This window comes from Azospirillum brasilense (assembly GCF_005222205.1).
Classification (GTDB): Bacteria; Pseudomonadota; Alphaproteobacteria; order Azospirillales; family Azospirillaceae; genus Azospirillum; species Azospirillum brasilense_G.
The window spans coordinates 548,038-562,167 of sequence record NZ_CP032345.1; the positions used below are offsets into that span (position 1 = coordinate 548,038).

15 protein-coding genes are annotated in these 14,130 nt (G+C 69.1%); 13 read left to right on the plus strand and 2 right to left on the minus strand.

Annotated features, from left to right (window positions below; translation table 11 throughout):
* Positions 1-46: 46 nt before the first annotated feature.
* Complete coding sequence (gap, locus tag D3869_RS02785; RefSeq protein ID WP_137138863.1) at positions 47-1,054, plus strand: type I glyceraldehyde-3-phosphate dehydrogenase; 1,008 nt, start codon at positions 47-49, stop codon at positions 1,052-1,054.
* Between the two features lie 86 nt (positions 1,055-1,140).
* Here the strand turns inward: gap and D3869_RS02790 are convergent, their stop codons facing one another.
* Complete coding sequence (locus D3869_RS02790; protein WP_137138864.1) at positions 1,141-1,485, minus strand: type II toxin-antitoxin system HicB family antitoxin; 345 nt, start codon at positions 1,483-1,485, stop codon at positions 1,141-1,143.
* Positions 1,486-1,603: 118 nt separating this feature from the next.
* Here D3869_RS02790 and D3869_RS02795 point away from each other — a divergent pair, with 118 nt between their 5' ends.
* From D3869_RS02795 to D3869_RS02825, 7 genes are all read left to right on the plus strand, one after another.
* Entirely contained in the window at positions 1,604-2,047 is a 444-nt protein-coding gene (locus D3869_RS02795; protein WP_175426390.1) for a hypothetical protein, read from the plus strand.
* A gap of 87 nt (positions 2,048-2,134) precedes the next feature.
* On the plus strand, positions 2,135-2,380 hold the full coding sequence (locus D3869_RS02800; protein ID WP_137138865.1) for a hypothetical protein: 246 nt from the start codon (positions 2,135-2,137) through the stop codon (positions 2,378-2,380).
* A 168-nt stretch (positions 2,381-2,548) separates the two neighbouring features.
* The gene (locus D3869_RS02805) at positions 2,549-3,478 is read left to right on the plus strand and encodes a class I fructose-bisphosphate aldolase (protein ID WP_137103178.1); all 930 of its coding nucleotides are present in this window, start codon (positions 2,549-2,551) and stop codon (positions 3,476-3,478) included.
* A gap of 12 nt (positions 3,479-3,490) precedes the next feature.
* Positions 3,491-4,129, plus strand: coding sequence for a thiamine phosphate synthase (gene thiE / locus D3869_RS02810; protein WP_137138866.1), 639 nt, complete (start codon positions 3,491-3,493; stop codon positions 4,127-4,129).
* Positions 4,130-4,148: 19 nt separating this feature from the next.
* Positions 4,149-4,955, plus strand: coding sequence for a TSUP family transporter (locus D3869_RS02815; RefSeq protein ID WP_137138867.1), 807 nt, complete (start codon positions 4,149-4,151; stop codon positions 4,953-4,955).
* Positions 4,956-5,136: 181 nt separating this feature from the next.
* On the plus strand, positions 5,137-6,483 hold the full coding sequence (locus tag D3869_RS02820) for an OmpP1/FadL family transporter (protein ID WP_137138868.1): 1,347 nt from the start codon (positions 5,137-5,139) through the stop codon (positions 6,481-6,483).
* Positions 6,484-6,606: 123 nt separating this feature from the next.
* Positions 6,607-7,602, plus strand: a complete 996-nt coding sequence (locus D3869_RS02825; RefSeq protein WP_137138869.1) for an MDR family oxidoreductase — start codon at positions 6,607-6,609, stop codon at positions 7,600-7,602.
* Between the two features lie 27 nt (positions 7,603-7,629).
* On the opposite strand, the gene epmA is transcribed toward D3869_RS02825, so the two are convergent.
* Positions 7,630-8,682, minus strand: coding sequence for an EF-P lysine aminoacylase EpmA (epmA, locus tag D3869_RS02830; RefSeq protein WP_137138870.1), 1,053 nt, complete (start codon positions 8,680-8,682; stop codon positions 7,630-7,632).
* 167 nt (positions 8,683-8,849) lie between these two features.
* Here epmA and efp point away from each other — a divergent pair, with 167 nt between their 5' ends.
* The 5 genes from efp to D3869_RS02855 all read left to right on the plus strand — a co-directional run bounded on the left by efp (position 8,850) and on the right by D3869_RS02855 (position 14,050).
* On the plus strand, positions 8,850-9,416 hold the full coding sequence (gene efp, locus D3869_RS02835; RefSeq protein ID WP_014240821.1) for an elongation factor P: 567 nt from the start codon (positions 8,850-8,852) through the stop codon (positions 9,414-9,416).
* A gap of 91 nt (positions 9,417-9,507) precedes the next feature.
* Positions 9,508-10,362 carry an inositol monophosphatase family protein gene (locus tag D3869_RS02840; protein WP_038527161.1) on the plus strand — a complete coding sequence of 285 codons (855 nt, stop codon included), beginning with the start codon at positions 9,508-9,510 and terminating at the stop codon, positions 10,360-10,362.
* A gap of 179 nt (positions 10,363-10,541) precedes the next feature.
* Positions 10,542-11,312: an OmpA family protein gene (locus tag D3869_RS02845; protein ID WP_175426391.1), complete on the plus strand. Its 771-nt coding sequence runs from the start codon at positions 10,542-10,544 to the stop codon at positions 11,310-11,312.
* Between the two features lie 55 nt (positions 11,313-11,367).
* Positions 11,368-12,555 carry a hypothetical protein gene (locus D3869_RS02850; RefSeq protein WP_051657798.1) on the plus strand — a complete coding sequence of 396 codons (1,188 nt, stop codon included), beginning with the start codon at positions 11,368-11,370 and terminating at the stop codon, positions 12,553-12,555.
* A gap of 175 nt (positions 12,556-12,730) precedes the next feature.
* Entirely contained in the window at positions 12,731-14,050 is a 1,320-nt protein-coding gene (locus D3869_RS02855) for a peptidoglycan -binding protein (RefSeq protein WP_137138871.1), read from the plus strand.
* Positions 14,051-14,130 lie beyond the last annotated feature (80 nt).

A 14,130-nucleotide genomic window follows, 5' to 3' on the forward strand; every position in this document is an offset into this window, starting at 1 on the left:
AGGCCGGATGGTTGGGGTCGGGGAATGCCAGACTGGAGGAAAAACAATGGCTGTTCGGGTAGCGATCAACGGTTTTGGCCGCATCGGCCGTCTGGTTCTGCGGGCCATCTACGAGAGCGGCCGCAACGACGTTGAGGTCGTGGCGATCAACGACCTGGCCGACCTCAAGGCCAACGCCCACCTGCTGAAGTACGACAGCGTCCACGGCCGCTTCCCCGGCACCATCGAGACCCGCGACGGCGAGCTGATCGTCAACGGCCACTCGATCAAGGTCGTGCAGGAGCGTGACCCGGCCAAGCTGCCGTGGAAGGATCTGGGCATCCAGATCGCCATGGAATGCTCGGGCATCTTCACCAAGCGCGCCGACGCCGCCAAGCATCTGGAGGCGGGTGCGGAGAAGGTGCTGATCTCCGCTCCGGCCACCGACGAGGACATCACGGTGGTCTACGGCGTCAACCACGACCAGCTCAAGGCCGAGCACCGCATCGTCTCCAACGCGTCGTGCACGACGAACTGCCTGGCCCCGGTGGCCTTCGTGCTGAACAAGCTGATCGGCATCGAGAAGGGCTTCATGACGACGATCCACTCCTACACGGGGGATCAGCGCATCGTCGACACCAACCACAAGGACCTGCACCGCGCCCGCGCCGCGGCGCTGAACATGATCCCGACCTCGACCGGCGCCGCCAAGGCGGTGGGCAAGGTGCTGCCCGAGCTGAAGGGCAAGCTGGACGGCACCGCCATGCGCGTGCCGACCCCGAACGTCTCGGTCGTGGACTTCAAGTTCACCGCCAAGCGCGCCACCTCGGTGGAGGAGATCACCAAGGCGATCAGCGAGGCCGCCAACGGCCCGCTCAAGGGCATCCTGGGCGCCTACACCGAGGATCTGGTCTCCACCGACTTCAACCACGACCCGCACAGCTCGATCTTCGCGCTGAACGAGACCAAGGTCATCGACGGCAACTTCGTCCGCATCATGACCTGGTACGACAACGAGTGGGGCTTCTCCAACCGCATGAGCGACACCGCCGTCGCCATGGCCAACGCGAAGTAAGCCTTCCACGGCTTGCTGCCAAAGGAAAAGGGCGCCCCGTTCCGGGCGCCCTTTTTCATGACCACGCCGCCACGACGGGTGCGCGGTCACCCTGCCTTGACGGCGTTGATTCCCGTGGCGTGCGTCAGTTGATCGGCGACCCACGCGGCGACGCTCTTGCCCTCGCGCTCGGCGCAGGTGGCGATGGCGCGGTGGAGCATCGGGTTGACGCGGATGGCAAGCTTGCCGGAATAGGGCTGCTCGGTGTTGCCGGCCATGTCGCAGGCCATCGCCAGATAGTCGTCCACGGCTTCGCGGAAGGCCCGGCGCAGCTCATCGACCGAGCGGCCGGTGAAGGTGATGCCGTCGCGCGTGTTGATGACGGCGCCGACGAAGATGCCGGCGTCGTTGTCGAAATCGATCTGGGCCTTGTAGCCCTTATAGTCCATCATCGGCGGCGACCCCAGGAGTGCGTGGGATGGAAGGATAGCCCCGCCTCCGTCCCCGCGGTTTGACCTGCCTCAATTCCCGGAATCGGGTTGAGGGAATGCCTGCCCTGTTTTTCCCGTCATGACCGCCCCGGCCCCACATCCCCGCCCCATCCGCATCCACAGCCTGACCGACGCCGCCGCCGCCTGCGCCGCGGCGGCGGATCTCGACGTTCCGCTTCTTCTGGTCAGCGCGCCCGGTGCGGCGGCCTTCGCCGGGGCCGGCTGGTTCGGCGCGGTCATCGCCCGCGCCGCCGCCCGGCACCCGTCGGTTGCGATGACGGCAGTGCTCGACTGCGCCGACCGCCCCGGCGACGCCCTGGCCGCGCTGACCTCCGGCATCGACACGGTCCTGTTCACGGGACGGGCGGACGTCGCCGAACGGCTGGCGGACATTGCCGCGCAGCACGGCGCCCGCCTGCTAAAGGCGCTTCCCGAAGCGCTCGACCTGCGCAATGCCCGCGATCCCCGGCGCGCCTGCCAGAGTTGGCTAAGCGGGCGAGACGATGGCCATGTCACGGAATAGTCCCAAGGCGATACCGCTTTTTCCCCGAATCCGCACGATCAAAAGTGGTGTATGGTGATTTCGTCATCACGATGCGGTACCACCCCCATGACCACGACCACGCCTTTGCGGCCCCAGGCGGACGCCACACCGCTGAAGGGTGAGGACTCCGCCCTGCTCCATCCGGAGAGGCCGGACGGGCTCCCCCGCGGCTCGCGCTTCCCCGCGCCGCAGGTGGACAAGATCCGCGGCGCCCGCCTGCTCGTCGTCTGGGCCGGCTTGGCCGCCGGTGCCTGGGCCGTGGCGCTGGGCGCCGGATACGGCCTCTACGTCATCGTGCAGTCTGTTCTGTGACATAAATCGGCTGAGGGACGCCCTTCGGCGAGGCCCCTACCTGCCCTCCCGGGTTGGCCCTTTTGGCGCCGCGGATGAGGGCCTTACACCCCTGCCAGCGTTGCAAAGAGTCCCGCGCTGGGCTATGAGGGCCGCATTTCCGACAGAAACCCCAAGGGGAAGAGCCAGATGAAGCTCACTCGTCGTGTTAAGGAAATTCTTGCGAACTACGAAAGCGACACCCCGGGCGTCAAGGCCAACCTTGCGCGCATTCTTATGGAAGGCAAGCTGGGCGGCACCGGCAAGCTGGTGATCCTCCCCGTCGACCAGGGCTTCGAGCACGGCCCGGCGCGCAGCTTCGCGCCGAACGAGCCGGGCTACGACCCGCATTACCATTACCAGCTCGCCATCGACGCCGGCTGCAACGCCTACGCCGCCCCGCTGGGGTCGCTGGAGGCCGGCGCCTCGACCTTCGCCGGCTCGATTCCGCTGATCCTCAAGATGAACAGCGCCAACAGCCTGTCGCGCCAGAAGGAGGACGCCGATCAGGCGGTGACCGCCTCGGTGCAGGACGCGCTGCGCCTGGGCTGCTCGGCCATCGGCTTCACGATCTACCCCGGCTCGGACGCCATGTACGACCAGTACGAGGAGATCCGCGAGCTGTCGAAGGAGGCCAAGTCGGTCGGCCTGCCCACCGTTCTGTGGTCCTACCCGCGCGGCGGCACCGTCTCCAAGGAGGGCGAGCTGGCCATCGACGTGATCGGCTACGCCGCCCACATGGCCGCGCTGCTCGGCGCCCACATCATCAAGGTGAAGCTGCCGTCGGCCCATCTGGAGCAGGCGGAGGCCAAGAAGGTCTACGAGTCCAAGAACATCCCGATCGCCACCCAGGCCGACCGCGTCCGCCACATCATGCAGTGCGCCTTCAACGGCCGCCGCATCGTGGTCTTCTCGGGCGGCGCCACCAAGGGCGAGGACGCGGTGTTCGAGGACGCCCGCGCGATCCGCGACGGCGGCGGCAACGGTTCGATCATCGGCCGCAACGCCTTCCAGCGCCCGCGCGAGGATGCTTTGAAGCTGCTCGACCGGATCATGAAGATCTACCAGGGCAAAGAGTAAGGATCGCCTCGGGTGACCGAAACCGCCTGCCGGCTCTACCTCGTGACGCCGCCGGCCCTGGAGCCGGCGGCGTTCGCGCCGAAACTGACCGAAGCGCTGGACGCGGGCGATGTCGCCTGCGTCCAGTTGCGTTTGAAGGACTGCTCCGACGACGCCGTGCGCCGGGCCTGCGACGCCCTGCGCCCGATCGCCCAGGACCGCGGGGTGGCCTTCATCCTGAACGACCACCCCGAACTGGCCCGCGAAACCGGCTGCGACGGCGTGCATGTCGGGCAGAAGGACACGCCCTACGCCCAGGCGCGGCGGATCGTCGGCAACGACGCCATCGTCGGCGTGACCTGCCACGACAGCCGCCATCTCGCCATGGAAGCGGGCGAGGCCGGGGCCGATTACGTCGCCTTCGGCGCCTTCTTCCCCACCACCACCAAGGACGCCGAATTCAAGGCGGAGCCGGAGCTGCTTCGGTGGTGGTCGGAGCTGATGGAGGTCCCCTGCGTCGCCATCGGCGGGATCACCCAGGAGAATTGCGGGCCGCTGGTGAGCGCCGGGGCCGACTTCCTGGCCGTGGTCGGCGCCGTGTGGAACCACCCCGACGGGCCGGGGGCCGCCGTGAAGGCGCTCAACGCCGCCATCGCCGCGGCCGAAGGGTGACGAAGGCCGCCGCCGGATCATGGACCTCCTTTCCATCGAGACGCTGTCCGCGCTGTTCGCGGTCGGCCTTGTCGCGGGCTTCGTCGACGCCATAGCCGGGGGCGGCGGGCTTCTGACCCTCCCCGCCCTGCTCTGGGCCGGCCTGTCGCCGGCGCAGGCGCTGGCGACGAACAAGCTGCAATCCAGCTTCGGCTCCTTCTCCGCCGCGGTGAAGTTCACCCGCGGCGGCGAGGTGAAGCCGCGCGACATGGCGGTGATGATCGGCTGCACCTTCGTCGGCTCCGCGGCGGGCGCCGTCATCGTCCAGATGATCGATCCGGGATTCCTGCGCAACGTCATCCCGGTGCTGCTGATCGGCATCGCCATCTGGCTGCTCGTCTCGCCGAAGGCCGGCGAGATCGACGCGCAGCAGCGCATCGGGGAGCGCGGATTCGCCCTGCTCGCCGGGACGGGGATCGGCTTCTACGATGGCTTCTTCGGGCCGGGCACCGGCACCTTCTTCGCCATCGCCTTCGTCTCGCTGCTCGGCTTCAACCTGCGCAAGGCGACCGCCCACACCAAGGTGCTGAACTTCACCAGCAACATCGCCGCTCTGCTGTTCTTCCTGGCCGGCGGGCAGATCGCCTGGGTGGCCGGGCTGCTGATGGGGCTGGGCCAGATGATCGGCGCGCAGATCGGCGCCCACATGGTCATCCGCAACGGCGCCGCCATCGTGCGGCCCATGCTGGTCGTCGCCTCCATCGCCATCACGGCGAAGCTGATCTGGACCGACGCCCAGGGCGTGATCGGTGCCGGCATGGCCATGGTCGCCGGCTGGCTGGGCTGAACGCCCCTTAGAAACCCTCCGTTTCGGCCCCGCGGCGAATCGACCGCCGCGGGCATTTCCCTCCCCCACGCACACCATCGGGCGCACAATTTGTTGGCCCAACATTTTTTCAGCGGGACCACTTTACGTTAACGTCAATCTGTGTATCATTGCGTCAAATAACGAAATTGGGGAGAAACGCATGTCCAAAGGGTCTCTGAAGGGGAATCTGCTCGCCGCTGCCGCCGCCGTCGCCATCGCGGCACCGCTGCCGGCCGGTGCGGCCGGCTATCTGCTGAAGGAGCAGAGCGCTTCGGGCCAGGGCACCTCCTTCGCGGGCGCCACCGCCAACGGCATGGGCGACGCCACCGGCCTGTTCTTCAACCCCGCGGCCCTGGGAACCATCGAGGGGAATCAGGCGGTCGGCGTGCTGAGCGGCGTGTTCCCGACCTCGAAGACCAGCAACGCCCGCGGCACCCGCGCCACGCGGCTGGGCGGCAGCGCCATCCGGGGCACCTCCGACCCGGGCGACATCGGCATGGACGCGGTGATCCCGTCGGGCTATCTGGCCTACACGGTGTCGCCCGACGTGAAGCTGGGACTCGCCATCACCGCGCCCTGGGGCCTGTCCACCGACTATCCGGAAAGCTGGACCGGCCGCTACCACGGCATCCATTCCAGCCTGCTGACGATCAACATCTCCCCGACCGTGTCCTACCGGCTGATGCCGGACCTGACCATCGCCGGCGGCCTGCAGTTCCAGTACGCCAAGGCGCGGCTGAGCCAAGCTGTGGACTTCGGCTCCATCCTGGCCGCCACCGGGGTTCCCATCGCGCCGGGCTCGCGCGACGGCGTGGGCGAGGTGAAGGGCGACGACTGGGGCGTCGGCTTCACCGCCGGCATGCTATACGAGCCGGCCAAGGGCACCCGCTTCGGCGTCTCCTACCGCTCCTCCGTCTTCCACGAGCTGGACGGCGATTCGAAGTTCGAGGCCGTGCCGGCCGTGCCGGCGCTCCAGGCCAGCTTCGCCGGGTCGCCGGTGCGGGCGAAGGTCGCCACGCCGGACATCATCTCCTTCGGCGCCTACCACGAGCTGACCAGTTCCATCGCCGTGATGGCCGACGCGCAGTGGACCAACTGGTCGCGCTTCAAGGAGTTGCGCATCCGCTACCGCAACCCGCTGCGCACCGACACGGTGACCGACGAGAACTGGGACGACTCCTGGTTCTTCGCGCTGGGCGCCGCCTACAAGTGGAACGAGAAGCTGACCCTGCGTTTCGGCGTGGCCTATGACCAGACCCCGGTCAGCGACCAGTACCGCACGCCGCGCATCCCGGACGAGGACCGCTACTGGGTGTCGATCGGCGCCGGCTACCAGTTCACGGACAGCATCCGGACCGACATCGGCTACAGCCACATCTTCGCCAACAAGGCCAAGATCGACCTGCGCGACAACCTGACGGGCAGCGACGCCTTCCGCGGCAATCTGTCCGCCGACTACAAGGCCCATGTGGATGTGATCGCGCTCCAGACCAAAATCACCTTCTGATCCGCACCCCGGTGGAGCGCGCGGGCGCCGCCCGTTCGCTCCACCGTCCCCGCCTCTTGCCCGTCGCCGCGTCCGTGCTAGGCTTTCCCCCAATCAAGAACCCGTCCCGGGAGAGGAATCCGCATGGCCGACACCTTCACCGCCTTCGTCATCGAGGACGCCGACGGCAAGCCCAAAGGGGGCTTCAAGCCGCTGAGCCTGACCGACCTGCCCGACCATGACGTGCTGGTCGAAGTCGCCTTCTCCACCCTGAACTACAAGGACGGCCTCGCCGTGTCCGGCAAGGGCCGGATCGCCCGCAAGCTGCCGATGGTCGCCGGCATCGACCTCGCCGGCACGGTCGTGGAATCGCGCTCCGCCGACTGGAAGCCCGGCGACAAGGTGATCGTCAACGGCTGGGGCCTGTCGGAAACCCAGTGGGGCGGCTACAGCCGGTTCCAGCGCGTGAAGCCGGAATGGCTGACCCGCCTGCCCGACGTCTTCTCGCCGGAAGAGGCGATGGGCATCGGCACCGCCGGCTACACCGCGGCGCTCTGCGTCGACGCGCTGGAGGATTGGGGCACGATCCAGCCCGGCGGCAAGGAGGTTCTGGTCACCGGAGCGGCCGGCGGTGTCGGTTCCGTCGCGGTCGCCCTGCTCGCCAAGGCCGGTTATCCGGTCACCGCCTCCACCGGACGGCCCGAGACCCACGAATATCTGTCCGGCCTCGGCGCCACCGGCTTCATCGACCGCGCCGCCCTTCAGGAGAAAGGCCCGCCGCTCCAGAAGGAGCGCTGGGCCGGCGGCGTCGATTCGGTGGGCGGCATCACGCTGGTCAACGCCCTGTCGCAGACCGTCTGGGGCGGCGCCATCGCCGCCTGCGGGCTGGCGGGCAGCGCCGACCTGCCCGGAACGGTGCTGCCGCACATCCTGCGCAGCGTCACGCTGATCGGCGTCGATTCGGTCGCCGCCCCGGCGTCGCGGCGCGAGCGCGCCTGGGCGCGGCTGGCCCGCGACCTCGACAAGTCCCACCTGAAGGCGATGTACACGGTGGAGCCGATGTCGAAGCTGCCGGAACTGGCCGGCCAGATACTCGCCGGTCAGGTGCGCGGCCGCGTGGTGATCGACGTCACCGCCTGATGATGGTGCCGCCGGTGGCGTGCGGGGTCAGCCCCCCGCCACCGGCAGCCACAGCACCTCGTCGATGCGCTCCGCCCCGCTGCACAGCATGACCAGCCGGTCGAAGCCCAGCGCGATGCCGCTGCACTCCGGCATGCCGTGCTCCAGCGCGGCGAGGAAATCCTCGTCCACCGGGAAGCGGTCGCCGTAAATCCGCTCCTTCAGGTCCATATCCGCCTCGAAGCGGGCGCGCTGGGCACGGGCGTCGGTCAGTTCGCCGAAGGCGTTGGCGAGTTCCAGGCCGCAGGCGTACAGTTCGAACCGCTCGGCCAGCCGCGGGTCCTCCGGCTTGGGGCGCGACAGGGCGGCCATGCAGACGGGATAGTCGGTCAGCACGCAGGGCACGCCCGCGCCCAGATGCGGCTCGATCCGCTCGAACATGATGCGGAAGACGATGTCCTCCCAGCGGTCCCCGTCGTGCGGAGCGATGCCGATGGCCCGCGCCATGGCGGCCAGTGGGGCCGGGTCGGGGTCGTGGCTGCCGTCGAAGGTCTCCAGCAGGTCGATCCCGGCGTATTCCCGGAAAGCGTCCTGCACGGTCAGCACCCGCCACTCCTTGAAGGGGTCGCAGGTCATGCCGCGGAAGTCGAATCGCGTCCGCCCCGCGGCGACGGCGGCCTCGCGCACCAGATCCTCGCAGTCGCGGATCAGCGTCCGGTAGCCCTCCCCCGCCCGGTACCACTCGAGCATGGAGAATTCCGGGGCGTGGGTGGCCGACCGCTCGCCGTTCCGGAAGACGTGGGCGATCTGGTAGATGCGCGGCAGCCCGGCCACCAGCAGCTTCTTCATGGCGAATTCGGGGCTGGTGTGCAGGTGCAGCCGCAGCCGGTCGTCGGGGTGCGGCCCCACCAGCTCCGTCGCGAAGGCCTGGAGATGCGGCTCCATCCCCGGCGAGACCTGGAGCGCCGGGGTGTCCACCTCCAGGAAGGCGTTCTCCTCGAAGAAGCGGCGGACGGCGCCCAGCACGCGGCCGCGCACGGCCAGATGAGGGCGGCGGCGGGCGAAGGTCTCGGGAGCCCAGGACGGCGTGACGGGGGACATGATGGCCTTCACTGACGGGGTAATGGTGCTGCTTAGCAGAGTGGCAACGGCGGCGAAAATGGACAAAGAAGGCACGGAACGCGGATTGAGCCCCGCCCGGCGTTGCCACCGGCCCGGCAAGCTGCTAGGTTCCGCGCCGCCTGTCTCCTGGAAATCACGAGTATGTCATGAAGGTCAACGCCAACACGATGCGTCCCGGCCATGTGCTGGAGCATAACGGGAAGCTCTGGGTCATCACGAAGACCGCCATCGTCCAGCCCGGCAAGGGCGGCGCCTTCATCCAGCTTGAAATGAAGGATGTGCGCACCGGCAACAAGTCGATCGAGCGCTTCCGCACCCAGGAGACGGTCGAGCGCGCCCGCCTGGACGAGCACGAGATGACCTTCCTGTTTGCCGAAGGCGACAGCTACACCTTCATGGACAAGGAAAGCTACGAGCAGACCGCCATCCCCGGCGAGATCATCGGCGACCAGAAGGTCTTCCTGCAGGACGGCATGGAAGTCACCGTGCAGTCCTTCGAAGGCGCGCCGCTCGGCGTCGAGATCCCCGGCAAGGTCACCCTGCAGATCACCGAGGCCGACCCGGTGGTGAAGGGCCAGACGGCCTCCTCCTCCTACAAGCCGGCGAAGCTGGAGAACGGCGTGTCGATCCTGGTGCCGCCGCACATCGAGTCGGGCACCCGCGTCGTCGTCGACACCCAGACCGGCGAGTATGTCGAGCGCGCCAAGGACTGACCGTCCTGGCTGATTTTCTGCGCACCGGCTCTCGCTTAAGGCGGGAGCCGGTGTATTCTTTTTCCGGTTCCGCACGAGATAAAGCACGCCCATGGCCACCCGCTCCGCCCTTATCAACGTGATGGTCCGCGCCGCCGAAAAGGCGGCCCGCGGCCTTGTCCGCGACTTCGGCGAGGTCGAGCACCTCCAGGTGTCGCGCAAGGGCCCGGCGGACTTCGTGTCCGCCGCCGACATGAAGGCGGAAAAGCTGCTGCGCGAAGAGTTGCAGAAGGCCCGCCCGGACTTCGGCTTCCTCATGGAGGAGACGGGCGCCAGCAAGGGCAGCGACCCGACCGCCCGCTGGATCGTCGATCCGCTGGACGGCACCACCAACTTCCTGCACGGCATCCCGCACTGGGCGATCTCCATCGCCGCGGAGAAGAACGGCGAGATCGTCGCCGGCGTCGTGTACGAGCCGGTGCACGACCAGATGTTCTGGGCCGAGAAGGGCCAGGGCGCCTTCCTGAACCACCAGCGCCTGCGCGTGTCGGAGCGCCGCAACCTCGCCGACGCGGTGATCGCCACCGGCATCCCCTTCAAGGGCCGCGGCGACCATGCCGGTTTCCTGGTGGAGGCCGAGGCCCTGATGAAGGAGGTCGCGGGCATCCGCCGCTTCGGCGCCGCCTCGCTCGACCTCGCCTACGTCGCGGCGGGCCGCTACGACGGCTATTGGGAGCGCGGGCTCGCCCCCTGGGACGCCGCGGCCGGCCAGCTTCTGGTCACCGAGGCCGGCGGCTTCGTCGGTGAGATCGGCGGCGGGCGCAACCCGGTGTTCGGCGGCACGATTCTGGCGGCCAACGCCCACTTCCATCTGCCGATCGCCAAGATCCTGCGCGGTGCTGCGGAACGCAAGGTGCGCTCCGCTCCCGCCGGAGCGGCCGGGGCGGCGGACGCCGGTCAGGGCTGACCTCTGGCCGAGCCATAAGCCCTTCATGACGTTGGGGTAGCAAGGGCCGCGCTTTGGTGGGGAAACGCGCCGCGCGGCCCAAAGGGCGTTGTCCCTACGCCGATCGAAGGGCTATGGTACCAACGCTTTTCCGTGTCACTGGGAACAACGCGCTGGTCACCATGAGGATTGTCGGACGCATGAGCCGTTCTCCGAACGCGCCCGCCGGGCGGTCGGTACCCCTGCGCGTCCTCCCCGCCGCCGCGGCCGTGGCGCTGTCCCTGGCCGCGACCGCCTGCTCCTCCCCCGGCGGCGCGCCGCCCCAGACCAGCGCCGCCCCGCCCCAGACCGCCGCCGCCAACACGGGCGGGCTGACGTTGGAGAACGCGCAGCCGCTGCCGATCCCGCCGCGGCCCGACATCTTCCCGCCGCCGGCCCCGCCGCCGCCGCCCGTCTTCCGGGCGCCGACCCTGATGACGGCGCCGGACCTGCCGCAGATTTCGATCGGTCCCACGCCACCGCCGCCGGCCCTGCCGGAAGGCGCGCCTCCGGTCCCGGCCGCGAACCGGCCGGCGGCATCGCCGCCGCCCGACCGGACCCAGACCGCCGCCTTGCCGCCGCCGACTCCGAAGGCGCCCGCAGCACCCGCCCAGCCCCGCATGGAGCCGCTGACCGTTCTGTTCGACGGCACCGCCACCGCTTTGCCCGAACCGGCCCAGACGCGTCTGAACGCCATCGCGGAGCGCATGAACGCCAACCCGCAGCTTCGCCTGCAGATCCGTTCCTACGCCAGCGGCACGCCGGAGACGGCGCGCGAGGCGCGGCAGCTGTCGCTCGCCCGCGCGCTGGCCGTGCGCGAACGGCTGGGGACCGCCGGCATCGCCAGCACGCGCGTCGACATCCGCGCCCTGGGTATGGAGGCGGCGGGCGGCGCGCCGGATCGGCTGGACGTGGAGTTCCTGAACCAGTGAGCCGCTCTCTGTAACCTGTACCGACGCCTGCCCCTTCCCCTGGACGAGAGTGCCCATGGCCGCCATCGCCCCGTCGTCCCACCCTCTTGAGGAGCCTTCCCCGATGACGCGCCCGGAGCGCTTCCTGACACGGATGATCCTCTTCCTGGTGGTCGTGGGAAGCGTGACGGCCCTGCTGTTCCCGGCCCTGCGCGCCGCCTTCATGAACAACCCGGCGCTGAACGGGCTGATCCTCGGCACGCTGCTCGCCGGCATCCTGTTCATCTTCCGCCAGGTTCTGATGCTGCGGCCCGAGGTGGCGTGGCTGGAGCATTTCCAGTCCGGCAACCCCGCCGTCGCCGCGCCGGAGCCGGTGCTGCTCGCCCCGATGGCGCGCATGCTCCGGGAGCGGCGCGGCCGGCTGACCCTGTCGGCGCTGTCGATGCGCTCGCTGCTCGACGGCATCGCCTCGCGGCTCGACGAGTCGCGGGAGCTGTCGCGCTACCTGATCGGTCTGCTGATCTTCCTCGGCCTGCTCGGCACCTTCTGGGGCCTGCTGCACACGGTGCAGTCGGTCGGCTCGGTGATCGGCGGGCTGTCGGTGCAGGGCGGCGACGTCGGGGCGATGTTCAGCAACCTCCAGCACGGGCTGGAGGCGCCGCTGACCGGCATGGGCACGGCCTTCAGCTCCTCGCTGTTCGGTCTGGCGGGCTCGCTGGTTCTGGGCTTCCTGGAGCTTCAGGCCAGCCAGGCGCACAACCGCTTCTTCCAGGACGTCGAGGACTGGCTGTCCGGCGCCACCCGCCTCTCCAGCGGGGCCGGCGGCAGCCTGGAGACCGGCGACCAGTCGATGCCCGCCTATCTGACGGCGCTCCTGGAACAGACGGCGGAAAACCTCGACTCGCTCCAGCGCACCGTCGCCACCGCCGAGGAAGGCCGCCGCTCGGCCAACGCCAACCTGATGGCGCTGACCGAACGGCTCACCACGCTGACCGACCAGATGCGCGCCGAACAGCAGCTCCTCCTGCGCCTCGGCGAGAGCCAGCTGGAGATGAAGGGGCTGCTCGACCGGCTGTCCGACGCGGCCATCGGCGGCTTCGACGACGCCTCGCGCCAGCATCTGCGCAACATGGACATCTACCTCGCCCGCATGGTCGAGGAGTCGTCCACGGGCCGGGTCCAGGCGGTGCAGGAGATCCGCAGCGAGATCAAGCTGCTGGCCCGCACCATCGCCGCCCTGGCCGAAGAATCGGAACAGCGCTGACCTGTCTCCCCTCTCCCGTCCCGGGAGAGGGTGGCCGCAAAGCGGCCGGGTGAGGGTACAGGCAAGGATCAGCGCGTCCTCCGTGCCGCACCCTCACCCTCCCGCCGCATTGCGGCGGGCCCCTCCCTCTCCCGAGGCGGGAGAGGGGTTCCAATCGCCGGAGGGACACCCCGCCATGCCCAGCATCAGCCGCCGCAACGGCCACCGCGAGGCCAGCGCATGGCCCGGATGGGTGGACGCGCTGTCGTCCCTCGTCATGGTGGTCATCTTCCTGCTGATGATCTTCGTCGTCGCCCAGTTCTACATGGCGACCGCCCTGACCGGGCGTGACGAGCAGCTCGGCAGCCTGAACCGCAAGGTGGCGGAGCTGAACGACCTGCTGGCGCTGGAGCGGGACGCCAACGCCGACCTGCGCATCAACGTCGCCCAGCTTTCGGCGGAGCTTCAGGGGTCCGTCGCGGCGCGGGACACCATGACCGGCCGCATCGCCACGCTCCAGGGCGACCTCGACCACGCCACCCGCGCGGCGGAGGAGTTGCAGCGCACGATCCGCGCCGACAAGGAAACCATCGAGCTGAAACTGGCCGAGGCCGCCAGCCTCCAGGCGGACCTGAAGGCGCTGCGCGAGGCCCGGACCAAGTTGGAAGGCGAACTGGCCGCCGCCGCCGCGCAACAGCACCTGACCGAGGAGCAGCGCCAAGCCCTGCTGGCCGAGCTGGGCGGGGAGCGCGACCGTTCCAAGGCGCTGGAAACGCGGCTCGCCAGCGCCGACGAGAAGACGATGCTCGCGCAGAAGGACATCGAGAAGCGCGACATCCGAATCACCGAACTGATGGCCTCCCTGTCCACCGAGCAGGGCGCGACCGGCAAGGCGAACGAGCAGGTCGACCTGCTGAACCGGCAGATGGCCGCCCTGCGCGACCAGCTCGCCCGCATCGGCGCCGCGCTGGAGATCTCGGAGAAGAAGTCGGAGGAGCAGCAGGTCCAGATCGCCGAACTCGGCTCGCGGCTCAATCAGGCGCTGGCCGCCAAGGTGCAGGACCTCGCCCGCTACCGCTCGGAGTTCTTCGGGCGGGTGCGCGAGGCGCTGGGCAACCGCCCCGACGTGCGCATCGTCGGCGACCGCTTCGTTTTCCAGTCGGAACTTCTGTTCCCCTCCGGCTCGGCGACTTTGGAGGAGGCCGGCAAGCAACGGCTGGCGGAGCTGGCGCGCACGCTGATCGCGATCGGCCGGACGATCCCGCCGGACATCAACTGGGTGCTTCGCGTGGACGGCCACACCGACTCGCGCCCGGTGCGCATCCAGTTCGCCTCGAACTGGGAGCTGTCGGCGGCGCGCGCGATCTCGGTCGTCAAGTTCCTGATCGACCAGGGCATTCCGGCGGACCGTCTGGCCGCCGCCGGTTTTGGCGAGTATCAGCCGCTCGACCCCGGCACCAGCGACGAAGCGCTCGCCCGGAACCGGCGCATCGAGGTGAAGCTGGATCAGCGGTGAGGGGCTTGCCCCCACCGCGCTTGCCTGTTGCCCCCACCCTTCCCATGCTTCGCATGGGCCCCTTCCCTCCCCCGCTTCGC